This is a genomic window from Dactylosporangium sp. NPDC006015, from assembly GCF_040614215.1.
Lineage (GTDB): Bacteria > Actinomycetota > Actinomycetes > Mycobacteriales > Micromonosporaceae > Dactylosporangium > Dactylosporangium maewongense.
Map to the genome: position 1 here is coordinate 208,673 of NZ_JBEXUD010000006.1, position 17,082 is coordinate 225,754.

Consider the following 17,082-nt stretch of genomic DNA (forward strand, 5'->3'; position numbering starts at 1 on the left):
CGGGCGCCCCGGGATCTCCGGAGCGCCGGGGCGTGCGTCGCGCTCAGTCGAGGGTGAAGGTGGCGTCGGCGCGGCTCGTCGCGTCGGTGGCGGTCTGCACGAACAGGTCGGCGCCGCTGTGCCGCACGTACCGGCCGGGGAAGTTCTGCGACTCGAACGACACCGCCGCGTCGCTGCCAGTGCCAGTCGAGAGCCCGGCCCGGCGGAAGAAGCTGGCGTCGGCCTTGAACGTGGCCGAGCCGTCGTTGCGCTCGACCCACACCTCGAAGTTCCGGTGCCGCAGGAAGTAGCCGGGGAAGTTCGTCGACTCCAGCGACACGGTGCCGCCGCCGTTGAGGCCGGTCACGATGCGGAACTGCGCGTCGGCGAGCGGCGTGACGTTCGCCTCGATGCGGGCCCGGAAGTTGTAGTGCCGCACGAAGCTGCCCGCGGAGTTGTACGACTGCAGCCGCACCGGCGTGACGCCGTCGGGCACCGGGATGCCGAAGTTCGGGGTGCCGTCGGCGTTCCAGTACAGCTTCTGCACGCGGGTGCGGCGGTTCGGGTCGTTGAGGGGGTCGCCGCTGATGTCGCGGTAGCTGCGGTCGTGGTAGACGAGGATGTCGCTCTGGCCGTCCTCCGACGTCGTGAACGAGTTGTGCCCGGGGCCGTACTGGCCGGTCGACGCGTTGCTGGTGAAGACCGGCTGCGGGCTCTTCACCCACGACGACGCGCTGAGCAGGTTCGCCGACGCGGACGCCGTCAGCAGGCCGAGGCAGTAGTTCGCGTCGGTGGCGCTGGCGGAGTACGTGAGGAAGATCCTCCCGTTGCGCTGGATGACGGTCGGGCCCTCGTTGACCGCGTACCCGCGCTTCTCCCAGTCGAGGGTGGGCGTCGCGATCCGGACCGGCGTGCCGGTGATGGTCCACGGGTTGCTCATGCGCGCGATGTACACGTTGGAGTTGGTCGCGATGCCGGGCTCGGACTGCGCCCAGATCAGGTACCGGACGCCACCCGCGACGAACGTCGAGGCGTCCAGGGCGAACGTGTCCCAGGCGGTGGTGATGCGGCCCTTCTCGGTCCAGGTCGCGGTGAGCGGGTTCGCGCCGGTGCCCTCCAGCACGTACATGCGGATCGCCCAGACGTTGTCGGTCGCGCCGGCGGCGAAGTACACGTACCACTTGCCGTCGATGAAGTGGATCTCCGGTGCCCAGATGTGCGCGCCCATGACGCCGCTGGAGTGCTTGCGCCAGATGACGGTCTCGGCCGCGGTCGACAGCCCCTGCAGGGTCGTCGCCCGGCGCAGGACGATCCGGTCGTACTCGGGGACGGTCGCGGTGAAGTAGTAGTACCCGTCGGTGTGCTTGACGATCTGGCTGTCGGCGCGCTGGTTGACCAGCGGGTTGGTGAACTGCACGGCGGGCGACGCGGCGGCGGGCCCCGGGGTGACCACGAGCGTGACCACGAGCGTGGCCACCAGCGCGGCGGACGTGGCGATCAGGGCGGCAAGGACCGCGAGCAGACGGCGGCGCATGAAGACTCCTCGTGGCGGCGGGGGGTACGTCATGTTTGCGCTCACATCGGCTCTTGTCAACGGTCCGGCGCTGTCGTCGTGTTCTTGCGCGCTCCTCGTGTGAACGCGAACATGACTGGTGCCTACGGCACCTGGTCGACCGTGCCTCGGGGGGTCGACGCGTTGCACCGGCGGATCCTGGCCGCGGTCAGCCGCGACCCGACGACGAGCCCGTAGCGGCGCACCGCCTCCATGCCATAGTTGCTGCACGTCGGGATCTGCCGGCACCGCGTCGGCAGGTGCGGCGAGAGCCAGCGCTGGTACCCGCGGATGGCCACCATGCCGGCCCGCCCCGGCCCGCTGGCCCGCCGCAGCGGCTTGCGCGTCGGCGCGCTGACCGCCATCGTGCCGAGCAGCATCGTGCCCAGCATGAAGTTGCAGTCACAGCCCGGCACGTCACAGCCGTCACACCCGTCGCAGCCCGGCACGTCGCAGCCGCCGAGGGATTCACACCCGTCCCACCACCGCTGCCTGCGCTGACCCTCGTTCTCCGTCTCCACGCGCGGCATTGTGTCGTGCCCCCGCAACGTTGATCAAGCCTGCTGTCCGCTGTCCGTCCGTTCCGGACAGCGGACAAGCCCGGCGTCCCGCCTGAGGATCAGCGGCTGTGCAGGTGGGGCAGGTGCAGCTCGGCCGGCTCCGGGGGCAGGTCCTTGACGCCGGCGGCCACGGCCTCCTCGTGGCGGCGGTGGGCGGACGGCAGGGCGAGCGAGGCGACGACCGCGAGGACCGCGACGCCGGCGCAGACCCAGAAGCCGGTGGTGAAGGCGGCGTCGGTCGGCAGCCCGCGCGGGGTGCTCTTGGACGTGATGACGGCGGCCACGACGGCGGTGCCGATGCTGCTGCCGATGGTGCGGGCGATGGTGTTGACGCTGCTGGCCTCGCCGGTCTGGGCGGCCGGGACGCTCTCGATGATGGCGTTGGACATGGCGGCGAAGGACAGGCCGATGCCGGCGCCGGTGAGCACGCCCGAGGCGAGCACCTGCCAGACGGCGCCGTGGGCGACGGCCGGGAGGGCGAAGGCGGCGACGACCGCGGCGGCGCCGAGGAACATCGGGACCTTCGGGCCGAAGCGGCGGTTGAGCAGGCCGGCGATGGGGCCGAAGACGACCATCATGAGGACCGTCGGCAGCAGGAAGAGGCCGGACTCCGACACCGACTTGCCGAAGCCGTAGCCGGTGGCGGCGGGCAGCTGCAGCAGGGTCGGCACGAGCAGGAACGTGCCGAACATCGCGAAGCCGAGGATCAGGGCGACGAGGTCGGTGGCCCAGACGCCGCGGATCGACATCAGGCGCATGTCGACGAGCGGCTCCTTCACCCGCAGCTCGACCAGCACGAAGCCGACGAGGGTGGCGACGCCGAGCGCGAGCAGGCCGGTGGTCTTGCCGTCGGTCCAGCCCCACGACTGGCCCTTGCTGATCGCGAGCAGCAGCGACACCAGCGACACGGACAGGATCCCGGCGCCGAGCACGTCGAGGCGGCCCGGGGTGCGCACCGGCGACTCCGGCATCCCGAAGATCGCGCCGAGCAGCGCCACCGCGACCAGCACCAGGGGCAGCCAGAACAGCCAGTGCCACGACAGGTGCTCGACGATCGGCCCGGCGCCGACGATGCCGACACCGGCGCCGACGCCGAAGATCGCCGACAGCAGGCCGACGGTGACGGCGACCTTCTCGCGGGGGAGCTCGTCGCGGACGATGCCGATGGACAGCGGCAGGATCGCGCCGGCGGCGCCCTGCATGGCGCGGGCGACGATGAGCACCGCGAGGTTCGGGGCGAGCGCCGCGAGCAGGGTGCCGGCGGCGAGCACGGCCAGGACGCCGATGAGGACGCGGCGCTTGCCGGCCATGTCGCCGAGGCGGCCGAGGATCGGGGTCAGCACGGACGCCGACAGCAGGTATGCGGTCAGGATCCAGCTGATGTCCGCGGTCGAGGCGTTCAGGTCCCGGGCGATGGTCGACATCGCGGGCGCCACCAGCGACTGGAGCACCGCGAAGGCCAGGCCGCCCAGCGACAGGTAGACCACCAGCAGCGTGCTGTTGGCGTGCCGGGCGGTGGCCGGCGGTTCCAGGGTTCGCGTCATGAGGTCCTCGCGGAGCTATGTAAACGATTGCTGACTTGCCAAGTATGGGCGGCGCGCGAGCTAAGTCAACAATCGTTTACGTCACACCGGACGGCGTCTACCCTGGTGGCGTGACGAGTGAGGACGCGACCGGGGTGCGCCGCCGGGACGCCGCGGCGACCCGCCGGCTGCTGCTGGAGGCGGCCCGCCGCCGGTTCGCCGCGGACGGGTACACGGCCGCCACCGTGCGGGACATCGCCACCGACGCGGGCGTCAACGTCGCGCTCATCAACCGGTACTTCACGTCGAAGGAAGGCCTGTTCGAGGCGTGCCTGACGGGGGTCGGCGACGAGCTCGGCCGCACCGTCCGCGACGTGACGCTGGACCGGATCCCGCACGACATCGCGGCCCGCCTCGCCGGCCCGCACGCCGCCCAGCACCGCGCGCAGCTGCTCCTGCTGCTGCGCTCCTCCGGCGACGAGAAGGCCGAGGCGATCCGGGTCGACATCCTGCGCCGCTTCGCCGAGAAGATGACGGCGGCCGCCGGCCTGCGACCCGACGACGCCGGGATCCTGCGGGCCCAGCTGGCCCTGGCCGCGTCCATCGGCATCGCGCTGCTGCGCGCCTCGACCGCTCTCGAGCCGCTCGCCTCCGCCGGCCAGGACGACCTCGTCGGCCCCCTCACCGACATGTTCACGGCCCTCATGGCACCGCGCGACGCCTGAGTGTGCCACTTTGGCACACGATGGATTGCTCGTGTGCCACGTGCGTGCCATAGTGGTGCCATGGACCTGAACTCGTATGTGGCCAACCTCGGGCGTGAGTTCGCCACCCTCGCCGAAGCCGGCGGGGAGGAGGCGCGTGCGGTGGTCGAGCGGCTGACCGGGCCGCTCGAGTCGGCGATCCGCATGACGCTGCTCGAGGCGCTGTCCGCGGCCGCCGACGAGATCACCCTCGACCTCGCGCCGGGCTCGGTGGAGCTGCGGCTGCGGGGCCGCGACCCGAACTTCGTCGTGACCCTGCCGCCCGCCCCGGCCCCGGCCCCGGTGGACGCCAAGACCACGACGGCGGCGGCGGACCTGGCGGCGGCCGAGCCGCTCCTCGCCGAGGACGGCCCGGCCGCACGGATCAACGTCCGGCTGCCCGAGCAGCTCAAGGCCGCGATCGAGGAGGCCGCCGCGAAGGAGGGCCGCTCGGTCAACGCCTGGCTGAGTCGGGCCGCCGCCGCCGCGCTCCAGCGGTCCGACCCGCGCGCCGAGCCCGCCGCGGCCGCGCCGCAGGCCAGGCAGGCGCTCACCGGCTGGGTGCGCTAGCCCGCACCGTTTCGTCATCACCCGCGCTCCACCACCACTGAGCTGCGTAAACGGCTCACCTACCCATGATGTGGGGACCACCATGCCTGAATTCAGTACCCCCGAATCGATCTCTGTCACTGTCGAGCTGGGCGTCGGCGACGTGCGCATCGTCGCCAGCGACCGCACCGACACCGTCGTCGAGGTCCGCCCGAGCAACGACGCCGACGAGTCCGACGTGCAGGCCTCGAAGCAGGTCCGGGTCGACTACGCCGACGGCGTGCTGCGGGTGACCGGCCCGAGGTCGCGGCTGTTCGACTTCTCCCGCAGGACCAGGTCGGTCGACGTGTCGATCGAGCTGCCCAGCGGCTCGCAGGTGTCCACCGAGCTCCAGGTCGGCGGCGTCCGCGGCGACGGCCGGCTCGGCGAGTGCCGCGTGCGGACCGGCGCCGGCAACGTCTCGCTCGCGGACACCGGCCCGCTGCGCCTGGACACGGCGGCCGGGCACGTCACCGTCGGCGGGGTCGCCGGCAACGCCGAGATCCACACCGGCACCGGCAAGGTCCGCGTCGGCGACGTGCGGGGCAGCGCCGTGGTCAAGAACTCCAACGGCGACACCACCATCGCGTCCGCCGCGGGTGACGTACGGGTGCGCAACGCCAACGGCGACATCGCCGTCGAGCGGGCCGGCGCGGGCGTCGACGCGAAGACCTCCAACGGCGCCATCCGCCTCGGCGAGATCGCCCGCGGCTCGGTCGTCCTCGGCACCGCGATGGGCGACCTGGAGATCGGGATCGCCGAGGGCACGGCCGCGTGGCTCGACGTCACCACCGGCTTCGGCCGCGTGCACAACCTGCTCGACAGCGCCACCAAGCCCGAGCCCACCGACGAGACGGTCGAGGTCCGCGGCCGCACCACGTACGGCGACATCACCGTCCGCCGCTCCTGACCTCTTTCGCAATGGAGGAACCGCCATGTTCGACAGATGGGGCAAGTTCGTCGTCCGGCGCGCCTGGTGGGTCATCGCCGGCTGGCTCGTGGGCGCGGCGCTGATCATCGGCCTGCTGCCCGGCCTCTCCGACATCACCAGCGGCGACCAGGGCGGCTTCCTGCCCGACAGCTACGAGTCCGTGCAGGCGATCAACCTGGCCAAGGCCGCGTTCCCGGAGCAGGCCACGTCCACCGCGATCGTCGTGGTGAAGCGCGCCGACGGCGGGCCGCTGACCGCCGCCGACCAGACCCGGGTCGGCGCCCTCGCCACCGCGATCGACGGCGCGCGCGTCGCCGGGATCGGCAAGGCGCAGACCGGCCCGCAGGCCGTCGCGCCCAACGGCCTGGTGCAGCTCGTCACCGTGCCCATCACCGCCGCCCTGACCGACGCGCAGGGGCAGCTGGACGCGGTGACCGGGACCCGCGACGTCATCAAGGCCGACCTCGCCGGCACCGGGCTCAGCGCCGGCGTCGCCGGGCAGGTGGCCCAGGTCGTCGACAACAACGACACGTTCAACACCGCGTTCGCGGTCGTCGGCGCCGCCACGTTCGCGCTGATCATCGTGCTGATCCTCATCATCTTCCGCAGCCCGATCGCCGCGCTGCTGCCGATCGTCGTCATCAGCGTGGTGCTGCAGGTGTCGTCGAACCTGATCGCGGCCGCCGGCAAGGCGTTCGGCTTCAACGTCGACCAGAGCCTGCAGACGCTGCTGCTGATCGTCCTGTACGGCATCGGCACCGACTACCTGCTGTTCCTGCTCTTCCGGTACCGCGAACGGCTGCGCGCCGGCGAGGACCGCAAGACCGCGATGGTGCACGCCGTCGCCCGGGTCGGTGAGGTCATCACCTCGGCCGCGGCCGCCGTCATCGTCGCCTTCCTGGTGCTGCTGCTGGCGAGCTTCGGCGGGTTCGGCTCGCTCGGCCCGGCGCTCGCCATCGCCGTCTTCGTCATGCTGGTCACCGGCCTGACCCTGATCCCGGCCCTGGTGAGCCTGATCGGCCCGGCGACGTTCTGGCCGTCGAAGGCGTGGCGGCGCGAGCCGAAGGGCACCGCGTTCCTGCGCATCGGCGCGGCGCTCGGCCGCCGGCCCGCGGTCGCGGCGATCGCCTCCGGCGCCGTGCTGGTCGCGCTCGCCGGCGGGGTCCTGCTGTACAAGGCGGACTACGACTTCGCGGCGGGCTTCCCGAGCACGACCGAGTCGGCGAAGGCCGCCGCCGACCTGGAGCGCGGCTTCCCGCAGGGCGCGCTGGACCCGACCGAGGCGTACCTCACCACCGGCGACGGCAGCCGGCTCACCCCCGCGCAGCTCGACCAGTTCGGCGCCGCCGCCGCCAAGGTGGCCGGGGTCGGCGGCGTCCAGCCACCGGTCACCGCGGCCGGCGGGACCGTGGCCCGCTTCGCCCTGCTGCTGTCGGTCAACCCGGCCTCCAACGAGGCGATCGACCTGGTCCACGACCACCTCCGCGCCGACCTGCACGCCGTCGCGCCGCCCGGCACGAAGGTCCTCGTCGGCGGCACCACGGCGATCTACGCGGACATCAACGCGGCCAACAATCGCGACCTGTCGGTGATCCTGCCCGTCGCGGCCCTGCTCATCGCGGTCATCCTCGGCCTGCTGCTGCGCAGCGTCGTCGCGCCGCTCTACCTGGTGGTCGCGGTGCTGCTCAACTTCGCCGCCACCCTCGGCGCCGCGATCTACCTGTTCCAGAGCCTCGCCGGGCGGCCGGGGGTGACGTTCCAGCTGCCGATCGTGCTCTACCTGTTCGTCCTGGCGATCGGCACCGACTACAACATCCTGATGATCGCCCGCCTGCGGGAGGAGGCGCGGGCCGGCAACGAGCCCCGGGCCGCCGCGGCGCTCGCCGTCCGGCACGCCGGCCCGTCCGTCGCCGCGGCCGGCCTGATCCTCGCCGGCACGTTCGCGGTCCTCGCCCTCGCCCCGGTGTCGTTCCTGCGGCAGATCGGGTTCTCGGTGGCGGCCGGCATCCTGCTGTCGGCGTTCGTGATGTCGATGTTCCTGGTGCCGGCGCTGACCGCGCTGCTCGGGCACGCCGCCTGGTGGCCGGGGCACGGCGACGCCGCCCGGACCGCCGCCGTCGACCTCGGCAAGCGCCAGGAGGCACCGGCCGGGTCGCACTGACCAGGAAGGCCGCGAACGGCAGCGGCGGCACCGCCCCGGACCCGACCGTCCGGGGTGGTGCCGCCCTGTTGCCGTCGTCGACGCGGGGGTCAGTCGTCGTCGACGGCGACGCCGTGCAGGGTGGCGAGCCCGGCGAGGCCGTGGTCGTACCCCTGCCCGATGGCCCGCAGCCGCCACCGGCCGTCGCGCCGGTAGACGGTGGCGAGCAGCAGGCTGCGTTCGGTGGTGGCCGCGTCGAGGGTGGCGCGGGCGTGGGTGGCGCCGTCACCGGCCCGCGCGACGAACTCGACGGGTCCGAGGTCCCCGAACGTGTGCGTGCCGGTGATGGCGGCGGCGAGCACGATCCGGGTGACGTCCTCGGGGATCCGGCCGAGCCGGACGTCGACGAGCGCCTCGTGCGGCACGTCGAGGGTCAGCTCCACCGACCCGTCCGCCGCGGCGGGCTGGTTGTAGAAGACGAAGTCGGCGTCGGCGCGGACCTGCTCGTCCTGGTCGGTGAGGAACGCGACCACGTCCACCTCGGCGCCCGCGCCCGCCGGCCAGCTGACGGCGACCGTCCAGTCCTCGACGTCGTCGGGCAGGTCGATGACGGCGCCCCGGGACAGGACCACTGCCGCGGCCGGCGGCGGCTCGACCACCGCGGCGTCGGGTGCGGCGTCTGTTGCGGCGGCCGGCGGTTCGAGGGCGTCCGGGGTGCGGACGGGCAGGGCGAGGGCGGTGACGGTGGCCCAGCGGCGGTCGTTGTCCGCGCCGGGGAGGGCCACGACGCCGTTGACCCGGGCCGTCAGGTTGACCGCGGCGATCCCGCCCAGGTCGGCGATCCGGTTGCGGACCTCCGCCGCCTCGGCGTGGGTGCCGCCGAGCACGAGCAGGCACCGCCCGGCGAGCGGCCCCGCCGGTGCGGCGGCCCGCTGCGACGGCACGCCGGCCCGGGGGCGGTCCGCCGGCTTCGGCGTCCCGGGCTCCACGTCCGCCAGCAGCGACGCGAACGTGGCCTCGGAGACGACCGGCACGGCGTACATGGCGGCGGCGCGCAGCTTCGAGGTGGCGGCGGTCGCGTCGTTGGTGACGAGCAGGCCGGTCCTGCCGCTGACGGTGTTCATCACGTCGAGCCCCGCCTCGGTCGCGCGGGCCGCGAGGGCGTCCCGGGCCGTCGCGGTGCTCCCGGTGATGGCGACCTTCGCGCCCTGGATCAGGCGGCGGCCCTGCGTCCAGCGGCCCGGCCACGCCCACGGGCAGACGGGTCGCGGCAGCCGGGCCGGGTAGACCGGGTCGGCGGCGGCCGGGTCGCAGGCGCTCAGCGGCAGCTCGACCGCGAGGGTGTCGGCGGCGGCGAGGCTGTGCCGGAGGATCTCGGTGAGGACCCGGGTGTCGTCCTCGGCGTCGTGCGGCCGGGCCTGCGTCACGCCCCAGTGCGCGGCGAGCGCCGCCAGGGACAGGCTCGCCGTCGGCAGGTCGAGGCGGCGGCTCAGCGCGAGCGTGCACAGCCGCTGGCTGACCGGGAGGCGGTGCACGGCCCGGTGCGCCTCCGCGGCCAGGAACTTCCAGTCGAACGCGGCGTTGTGCGCGACCAGCACCCGCCCGTCGAGCAGCCGCGCGAGGTGCCCGACGACCGCGTCGAAGCGGGGCGCGCCGGCGAGGCGCTCGCGCGTGATCCCGTGGACGTGCACCGGGCCGGGGTCGCGCCCGGGGTCGACCAGGGTCGACCAGACCTGCCCGAGGGTCCCGTCGGACTCCATCTGCGTGACGGCGATCTGCAGCACCCGGTCGCCGGGCGCGTGCAGGCCGGTCGTCTCCACGTCGACGACGGCGTACCGCAGCGGGTACCGCGTCGCCGCGCTGGCCGGCAGGGTCAGCATGACCGTCACAACAGGGTCCTTCCGGTGGGCGGGAGGCGATTGTGAACCCACCGCGCCGCGGAACCCGGCCGCACCGCGCGGCGTGTCGCCGACCCGCGCCGAACGGTGGCGCGCCGGCGGGCGGAACGGTCACCCGCCATGCCCCGAACGGCGGTGGCGGTGGTGACGGCATGCGTTACCGTGCGGGAGGTGCAGAACGAGATCGTCGCGGTCACCGTCTATCCCCGGCAGGCCCGCGTCACCCGGCGCGGCCAGGCCACCCTCGAGGCCGGCGAGCAGCTCGTCGAGATCGGCCCGCTGCCGATGGGCATGGACACCGACTCGGTCCGGGTCAGCGGGCGCGGCCCGGCGACCGTCCTCGGCGTCGACGTGGTGCTCAAGCGCCACGCCGAGCCGTCCGACGGCACCGTGACGGCCGTCCAGGAGGAGCGGCGCGCGCTCGAGGACGAGCTGGCCGAGATCGCGGACACCGAGACGGTCCTGCGGCAGCGGCAGGCGTTCCTGACGACCCTCGGCGAGCGGGCCAGCGGCGCCTACGCGCGGGCCCTCGCCACCGGCGACGCCGCCGCGGAGACGGTCACCGCGTTCACCGCCACGATGGGCGGCGAGCTGTCGTCGGTCCTGGCCGGCGTCCGCGACCTGCAGCGCCGGCGCACCCGGGCCGCCGACCGGATCGCCGCCCTAGACCGGCAGCTGCTGGACCTGTCGGGCAAACGGGAGCCGGACGCGCACTACGCGGTCGTCGCGCTCGCCGTGTCGGCGGCCGGGCCGGTCCAGCTGGACCTGTCGTACCAGGTGCCCGACGCCGGCTGGCGCTCCACCTACGACGTGCGGCTCACCGGCGAGACGCTGCGCCTGACCTGGTTCGGCCTGGTCGAGCAGCACACCGGCGAGGACTGGCCGGAGTGCGAGCTGGCGCTGTCGACGGCCCGCCCGTCCGGCGTCGTCGGGATCCCCGAGCTGCAGCCCTGGTACCTCGACCTGCTGATGCCGCCACCGCCGAGGCCGCCGATGCAGTCGTTCGCGGCCTACGGCGCCGCGCCCGGTGGCGCTCCCGCGCCCGCGATGGCCCCGGCGCCCCGCGCGATGGCGAAGGAGCAGTTCGACGGGTTCGCGGAGGTCGAGATCGCGCAGGCCAGGGTCGAGGAGGGGCCGGTCGCGGCCACCTACCGCCCGGCCCGCGCGGTCCCGGTGCCCGCCGACGGCACCACGTCCCGCGCGACGGTGCTGGTGCTCGACCTCGGCAGCCAGCTCGACCACGTCGTCGCGCCGTCGCACTCCATCGACGTGCACCTGCGGGCGAAGGTGACCAACACGTCGCAGCACACGCTGCCGCCCGGGCAGGCGGCCGTCTTCCACGAGGCCGACTTCGTCAGCAAGACCGCCCTGTCGACGTGGGCGCCCGGGGAGGAGCTGGAGCTGGCGCTCGGCCTCGACGACCGGGTCCGGGTCGAGCGGGAGCTGACCCGCCGCACCGCGACCAAGGCGACGCTGGGCTCCAGCCGGCGCCGCGAGGTCGAATACCGCACCACCGTCGGCAACTACACGGGCCGCCCGGTGCGGATCACCGTGCTCGACCAGGTGCCGGTCGCCCGCCACGACACGATCACCGTCAGGGAGACCGTCCTGGAGCCGCCGCCGGCGGAGCGCACCGACCTCGGCGTCCTCACCTGGCGCCTGGTCGTGCCCGAGGGGCAGAGCCAGACGGTGCGGCTCGGCTACCGCGTCGAGACCGCCAAGGGCGCCGAGCTGTCGGGCTGGCGCGAGTAGCGACCGCCGGGGCGGCGCAAGTAGCGGGGGAGAGCGCGGCAGGGGCCCGTCGATGTACAGTGCACTGGGTGGTCACTTCGATGACTTCCGCCCCGCCGCTGCGTGCTTACGACTTCCGGTACAAGCGCAATATCGCTGAGCTGCACTATCGCTATGTCCTGAACCCGGCCTCACCGCACAGCGACTGGGCGCTGCGGGAGATCATCCAGCCGGCGTTCCGCGCGCTGCACCGCGAGTACGGCGTGACCGCCGAGCCCCTCGCCTTCGGCAAGCTGCCGCAGGAGCGGCCGGGCGGCGTCACGTATGTCATCTACGGGCCGACGAACCCGCTGCTGATGTCGCCGGAGGAGCAGCACTACCTCGCGGCGCTCGCCGCGACCGGCGCCAGGACCAACATCATCTCGGCGTACCCGCTGACCGAGACGAACGAGGACGGGCCCGACTACGCCCTGGCCCGCACCGTCGTGCCGCAGCTGTGCGACGCGCTCGACATCAACGCGATCTACCCCGACCACCTCGACCTGGCCCGGGGGCTGCGCACCAACACGTGGCAGGACGTGCACGCCAACGCGATCGGTGAGACGGTCCGGGTCAAGTACCACCCGACGCAGAGCGTCGACCCGGGCGACCGGGCGGTGCTCGACCGGCTGCGTGTGCGGCACGCCGGGGAGGTCGCGGAGCTGGCCCGCATCCACCGCGACCACCACCTGTGGCAGCGCAAGCCCTACACCGACGGCTCGATCATGTTCACGCACGACGGGCACTGGCTGGTGTCCCAGACGGTCACCGACAAGTCGCGGATGACCGCCGCCGACTACGACCTGATCACCTCGTTCGACGAGGGGACGCAGAGCCTCACCTACACGGGGGAGCGCCTGCCGAGCTCCGACGCGCCCGAGTTCCTGATGCTGAGCGGCCTGATGGCCATGCAGGGCCGGCGGCCGCGGCTCCTCGTGCACTTCCACCACCGGGAGCTGACCCGCGGGCGGCGCCACCGCGACCTCGTCTCCGACACGCGGATCGAGGGCGGGCGCTTCGCCGCGGGCCGGCAGTTCTTCCGGGAGCTGCGGCAGAAGTCGACGAACTGGTTCATCATCCGCGAGCACGGCATGGTGTGGACCGGCGACTCGGTCGTGGAGTTCGAGGACTACGTCCGCTCCGTCGTGTCGGCCACGACCTGACGGCGGCGGAGGGTGCCGAGCGTGCGCCCATTCACGAGCGCTGCGGCACCGCCTCCGCCGGCTCGGTCCGGGTCGCCGCCGTGACCTCGTGCCGGCGGGCCAGGAACAGCATCGGCAGCGCCATCACCTGCAGCAGGCCGCCCAGCACGAACGAGGTCGGGTAGCCCCACAGGTCGGCGGCCCGGCCCAGCCCCGGCTGGGTCACCACGCCGCCGCTGCTGGCGACGAGCGAGTCGAACGACAGCACAGTGGCCCGCCGGTCCGACGGCAGCAGGCCGTTGAGGTACGCCTGCCGCGACGGCAGGATCGCCGCGGACACCATGCTGTGCAGCGCGAGGAGGGCGATCGCGAGCGGTACACCACCCGCCAGCCCGAACCCGGCGAGCAGCGCGCCGTTGAGCGCCACCCCGGCGATGACCACCGACATCCGCCACCGGAACAGCGACTGGAACGCCATCGCGAGCAGGCCGCCGACGGTCTGCGCCGCGGCGTTGGCGGCCGCCGCGATGCCGAGCAGGCCGTAGGCGCGCCTGTCACCGGCGAGCTGCAGCAGGTAGGGCTTCATGGTGAACGCGACGTAGTAGCCGACCCCGGCGGCGACCATCGAGCCGAGCATGACCCAGCGCACCGCCGGCCGCCCCCAGCCGTGCCGCACCGACTCCGTCAGCACCCGCCGGACGTCCTTCACCGGCCCGCTGCCCCGCCGGGGTGTGAACCCGATGTCGTGCATGACCCGCCACGCGACCACGGTGAGCGTCAGCAGCAGCGCGGCCCGGACGAGGAACGGGACGCCGACGTCGGTCGCCTGCGCCACGTACGCGCCGCCGAGCGAACCGGCGAGGGTGCCGATCCCGGCCGCCACCTGCCCCCGCGCGAACACCTGCTCCAGCCGGCCGTCGTACCGCAGGTGGTGCAGCGCGTCGACCAGCCACGCCTCGGTGGCGCCGGAGAAGAACGTGAAGCCGACCGCGAGGACGACCGACACCCCCGCCCATACCCACACCCCGGCGTGCAGGCGCCAGGCCAGCCAGTACAGCAGCGTCGTGACCGCCAGGGTGCCGCCGCCCAGCAGGTACGACGCCCGACGCCCCCACGTGTCGGCGATCGACCCGGTGGGGATCTCGAACACGGCGTAGCCGAGCGTGAAGCACGCGTTGGCGGCGAGGGCCTCGGTGTTGCTCAGCCCCGCCTCGAACAGCAGCAGCGAGTTGATGCCCCAGATGAACGTGACGGCGAGGGTGTTGAGCAGCACCAGTGTGAGGTAGAGGCGGCGCACGTGGCGGCTCGTCACGGCCATGGCGGCAGCTTACGGCCTGAGACCCGTCTATGTGGAGGTTTGTCGATGAGGGAGCGCCTCGGCCACGGAGCGCGGTCGGGTCCCGAGCGTCCCTTGGCTACAGTCATGGTCATGGGGAGTGAGTGGGGGAGTGACACGGCCGCGGGCACGCCGGTGGACCCGGTCGGCGCGGCCGAGGGCACGGCGGAGAGCACGGCGGCGGACGGGGCCGGTGACGGCGCCGGGGACGGCGACGGCTGGCAGCCGCGGTCGCGGGTCGGTGCCGTGGTGGCGGCGCTGCTCAACGGGGACCACGACGCGGCCGAGCAGGTCGCCGACGAGTCGCAGGAGCACGACCGGCACGCCGACAAGGACCCCGAGGTCCTGGCCGCCGCGATCCGGCTCGCCGTGTGCAGCCTGTTCGACGAGGACACCCCGCCCGACGCGATCGCCGACTACGTCGCGGTCATGGCCCGCGACGTCGAGGTCGACCAGGACGCGGCGGTGGCGCTCATCCGCGCCCAGCTCGGCCACGAGGACGAGATCCGCGCGTTTCCGGAGCAGGTGGTGATCGACACCACATGGTCGGTGTTCGGGTACCTGTGCGAGCAGCGCCTCGGCCGGGAGGACTCCCTGGAGCTGATCGCGCAGGCCGAGGCGGAGACGCTGTAACGGCCGGTCGGCCATCAGTCACCGAACGGCGGATCTCAATCCCGGCCGCCTGTGCCAACATCAACTTCCGTGGATGCTGAGACGCGGATCGTCGTGCGGTTCGAGGGGCCCGGCGCCGGTGCCGGCCCCCTCGCCTGGGGGCAGCGGCAGGTGTGGGCGGCGATGGTCGAGATCGACTCGTCGATGAGCATGGGCGGTGCGATGCCCGTCACCGGCGGGCGGACCGCCGAGGACTACGCGGCTGAGCTGCGCTTCTTCATGTGCCGCTACGCGGCGATGCGGACGCTGCTGCGCTTCGCGGACGACGGGACGGTGACGCAGGAGGTGTCCGGCTCCGGCGAGACCGCCCTGGTGGTGCTCGACGCGGCCGATGACGACGACCCGGCGGCGGTCGCCGAGGACCTCGCCACCCGGTGGCGGGAGCGCAAGTTCGACTACGAGCGCGAGTGGCCGCTGCGCATGGGCGTGGTCCGGCAGCACGGCGCCGTCACGCACGTGGTGGCGCTGATGTGCCACATCGCCGCCGACCTCGGCGGGGTCGCCGTGATGATGCGGGAGCTGGCCGGGCGGGACCAGGTCACCGGCGAGCCGGCCGGCCCCTACGAGGCGCCCCAGCCGCTCGACCTGGTCCGCCTCCAGCAGGAGCCGGCGATGACCCGGCAGACCGCCGCGGCGATGCGCTACTGGGAGTCGCACCTGCGCGCCATCCCGGCGTCGATGTTCGACGCCCCCGCCGACCGCGGGGCGCCGGTGTTCTGCCGGCTGCGGTGGCGGTCCCGCGCCATGCACCTGGCCGCCGAGGCGGTGTCGGCCCGGCTCGGCGCCGACCCGGCGTGGGTGCTGCTCGCCGCCTTCGCCGCCGGCCTCGAACGGCTGCGGCCCGGCACCGGCCCGTTCGTCGCGATCAACATCATCAGCAACCGCTTCCGGCCGGCGCTGCGCGACGTGGTCAGCCCGATCACCCAGGACGGGCTGTGCGTCCTCGACGTCGCCGGGGTGAGCCCCGACGAGGCGATCGCCCGGGCCCGGACGGCGTCGATGAGCGCGTCGAAGTACGCCTACTACGACCCGGCGGCCCGCGCGGCGCTCACCGAGCGGGTCAGCCGGGAGCGCGGCGAGGAGCTCGACCTCACCTGCATCTACAACGACCGGCGCACGCCCCGGCCGGCCGGCCCGGCGGCGCCGGTGCCCGCCGAGACGCGGGTGTTGTCGGAGGAGCCGCTGCGGTCCCTGGGGCCGAAGCTCATGATCGTCGTCGAGGACGTGCCGGACGTGGTCCAGCTGACCGTCGACGTCAAGACCCGGTTCCTGTCCCTGCCGGACCTGCGGGCGCTGCTGCACGAGATGGAGGCGTTCGTCGTGGACGCCGCCGGCCAGCCGGTGGCGTAATCCGCGCGGGAACGGGCACTGACCCGCATGCCTTACATCACCGTCGGGACGGAGAACGCCGGCCCCATCGACCTGTACTACGAGGACCACGGCGCCGGCCGCCCGGTCGTGCTGATCCACGGCTTCCCGTTCAACGGCGCCACCTGGGAGAAGCTGTCGATCCCGCTGCTGGCGAGCGGGCACCGGGTGATCACGTACGACCGCCGCGGCTTCGGCAACTCGTCGCAGCCGTCGACCGGCTACGACTACGACACGCTCGCCGCCGACCTCGACGCGCTGATGACGAAGCTCGACCTGCGCGACGCCGTGCTCATCGGTCACTCGATGGGCACCGGGGAGGTGACCCGCTACCTCGGCACCCGTGACTCCCGGCGGGTGGCGCGGGCGGTGCTGCTCGCGCCGCTCGCGCCGTTCCTGCTCAAGACCGCCGACAACCCCGAGGGTGTGGACCGCAGCGTGTTCGACGGCATCCAGGCCGCGATCCTGGAGGACCGCTTCGCGTACCTCACGAAGTTCTGCGAGGCGTTCTTCAACTGGGACGAGAACCGGGGCACGCTGGTGAGCGAGGAGGCGTTCCGGGCGCACTGGGAGATCGGCGCGCGGGGCTCCGCGAAGGGCACCCACGACTGCGTCGCCGCCTGGCTGACCGACTTCCGCCCCGACCTGCCGCGCATCGACGTGCCGGTGCTCATCGTGCAGGGCGACCAGGACCGCGTCCTGCCCTACGCGGCGACGGGCGGGCGCCTGCAGCCGATGCTGCCCGACGCCCGCCTCATCACGCTGCGGGGTGCCCCGCACGGCATTCCGTGGACCCACCCGAAGGAGGTGGTGGCGGCGACGATGGAGTTCATCGGCGCCACCGCCATGACGCACGCCTGAAGGGTCGTGCCGGGCCTTA

Annotated in this window: 14 protein-coding genes; 9 read left to right on the top strand and 5 right to left on the bottom strand. The window is 73.3% G+C overall.

The window, feature by feature from the left end; all coding sequences use genetic code 11:
- Positions 1–43: 43 nt before the first annotated feature.
- The 3 genes from ABZ321_RS13370 to ABZ321_RS13380 form a co-directional block, all read right to left on the bottom strand.
- Complete coding sequence (locus tag ABZ321_RS13370; RefSeq protein WP_354891064.1) at positions 44–1,513, bottom strand: family 43 glycosylhydrolase; 1,470 nt, start codon at positions 1,511–1,513, stop codon at positions 44–46.
- Positions 1,514–1,635: 122 nt separating this feature from the next.
- Positions 1,636–2,052 (bottom strand): membrane protein insertion efficiency factor YidD, encoded by a 417-nt coding sequence (gene yidD, locus ABZ321_RS13375; RefSeq protein ID WP_344501954.1) that lies wholly within the window; start codon positions 2,050–2,052, stop codon positions 1,636–1,638.
- A 98-nt stretch (positions 2,053–2,150) separates the two neighbouring features.
- Complete coding sequence (locus tag ABZ321_RS13380; RefSeq protein ID WP_344501955.1) at positions 2,151–3,635, bottom strand: MFS transporter; 1,485 nt, start codon at positions 3,633–3,635, stop codon at positions 2,151–2,153.
- Between the two features lie 110 nt (positions 3,636–3,745).
- Between ABZ321_RS13380 and ABZ321_RS13385 the strand changes: the two genes are divergently transcribed.
- The 4 genes from ABZ321_RS13385 (at position 3,746) to ABZ321_RS13400 (ending at position 8,037) form a co-directional block, all read left to right on the top strand.
- Positions 3,746–4,339: a TetR family transcriptional regulator gene (locus ABZ321_RS13385; protein WP_344501956.1), complete on the top strand. Its 594-nt coding sequence runs from the start codon at positions 3,746–3,748 to the stop codon at positions 4,337–4,339.
- A gap of 60 nt (positions 4,340–4,399) precedes the next feature.
- Positions 4,400–4,927, top strand: coding sequence for a toxin-antitoxin system HicB family antitoxin (locus tag ABZ321_RS13390; RefSeq protein ID WP_354891065.1), 528 nt, complete (start codon positions 4,400–4,402; stop codon positions 4,925–4,927).
- An 82-nt stretch (positions 4,928–5,009) separates the two neighbouring features.
- Positions 5,010–5,855 carry a DUF4097 family beta strand repeat-containing protein gene (locus ABZ321_RS13395; RefSeq protein WP_354891066.1) on the top strand — a complete coding sequence of 282 codons (846 nt, stop codon included), beginning with the start codon at positions 5,010–5,012 and terminating at the stop codon, positions 5,853–5,855.
- A gap of 25 nt (positions 5,856–5,880) precedes the next feature.
- Entirely contained in the window at positions 5,881–8,037 is a 2,157-nt protein-coding gene (locus ABZ321_RS13400) for an MMPL family transporter (protein ID WP_354891067.1), read from the top strand.
- Positions 8,038–8,126: 89 nt separating this feature from the next.
- Here the strand turns inward: ABZ321_RS13400 and ABZ321_RS13405 are convergent, their stop codons facing one another.
- Positions 8,127–9,896, bottom strand: coding sequence for a TerD family protein (locus ABZ321_RS13405; RefSeq protein WP_354891161.1), 1,770 nt, complete (start codon positions 9,894–9,896; stop codon positions 8,127–8,129).
- Positions 9,897–10,085: 189 nt separating this feature from the next.
- Here ABZ321_RS13405 and ABZ321_RS13410 point away from each other — a divergent pair, with 189 nt between their 5' ends.
- On the top strand, positions 10,086–11,666 hold the full coding sequence (locus ABZ321_RS13410) for a DUF4139 domain-containing protein (protein WP_354891068.1): 1,581 nt from the start codon (positions 10,086–10,088) through the stop codon (positions 11,664–11,666).
- A 68-nt stretch (positions 11,667–11,734) separates the two neighbouring features.
- Complete coding sequence (locus tag ABZ321_RS13415) at positions 11,735–12,847, top strand: hypothetical protein (RefSeq protein ID WP_354891069.1); 1,113 nt, start codon at positions 11,735–11,737, stop codon at positions 12,845–12,847.
- 31 nt (positions 12,848–12,878) lie between these two features.
- Here the strand turns inward: ABZ321_RS13415 and ABZ321_RS13420 are convergent, their stop codons facing one another.
- On the bottom strand, positions 12,879–14,144 hold the full coding sequence (locus ABZ321_RS13420) for an MFS transporter (protein ID WP_344501962.1): 1,266 nt from the start codon (positions 14,142–14,144) through the stop codon (positions 12,879–12,881).
- Between the two features lie 111 nt (positions 14,145–14,255).
- On the opposite strand from ABZ321_RS13420, the gene ABZ321_RS13425 reads away from it, so the two are divergent.
- The 3 genes from ABZ321_RS13425 (at position 14,256) to ABZ321_RS13435 (ending at position 17,063) form a co-directional block, all read left to right on the top strand.
- Positions 14,256–14,795, top strand: a complete 540-nt coding sequence (locus ABZ321_RS13425) for a hypothetical protein (RefSeq protein WP_354891070.1) — start codon at positions 14,256–14,258, stop codon at positions 14,793–14,795.
- A 69-nt stretch (positions 14,796–14,864) separates the two neighbouring features.
- On the top strand, positions 14,865–16,184 hold the full coding sequence (locus ABZ321_RS13430) for a condensation domain-containing protein (protein WP_354891071.1): 1,320 nt from the start codon (positions 14,865–14,867) through the stop codon (positions 16,182–16,184).
- A gap of 27 nt (positions 16,185–16,211) precedes the next feature.
- Positions 16,212–17,063 (top strand): alpha/beta hydrolase, encoded by an 852-nt coding sequence (locus ABZ321_RS13435; protein ID WP_344501965.1) that lies wholly within the window; start codon positions 16,212–16,214, stop codon positions 17,061–17,063.
- Positions 17,064–17,082: the final 19 nt, after the last annotated feature.

Coding starts and splice junctions, on each gene's coding strand:
- ABZ321_RS13370 (WP_354891064.1), bottom strand. CDS start 1,513: ATGCGCCGCCGTCTGCTCGCGGTCCTTGCCGCCCTGATCGCCACGTCC.
- ABZ321_RS13380 (WP_344501955.1), bottom strand. CDS start 3,635: ATGACGCGAACCCTGGAACCGCCGGCCACCGCCCGGCACGCCAACAGC.
- ABZ321_RS13390 (WP_354891065.1), top strand. CDS start 4,400: ATGGACCTGAACTCGTATGTGGCCAACCTCGGGCGTGAGTTCGCCACC.
- ABZ321_RS13395 (WP_354891066.1), top strand. CDS start 5,010: ATGCCTGAATTCAGTACCCCCGAATCGATCTCTGTCACTGTCGAGCTG.
- ABZ321_RS13400 (WP_354891067.1), top strand. CDS start 5,881: ATGTTCGACAGATGGGGCAAGTTCGTCGTCCGGCGCGCCTGGTGGGTC.
- ABZ321_RS13405 (WP_354891161.1), bottom strand. CDS start 9,896: ATGCTGACCCTGCCGGCCAGCGCGGCGACGCGGTACCCGCTGCGGTAC.
- ABZ321_RS13420 (WP_344501962.1), bottom strand. CDS start 14,144: ATGGCCGTGACGAGCCGCCACGTGCGCCGCCTCTACCTCACACTGGTG.
- ABZ321_RS13425 (WP_354891070.1), top strand. CDS start 14,256: ATGGGGAGTGAGTGGGGGAGTGACACGGCCGCGGGCACGCCGGTGGAC.
- ABZ321_RS13435 (WP_344501965.1), top strand. CDS start 16,212: ATGCCTTACATCACCGTCGGGACGGAGAACGCCGGCCCCATCGACCTG.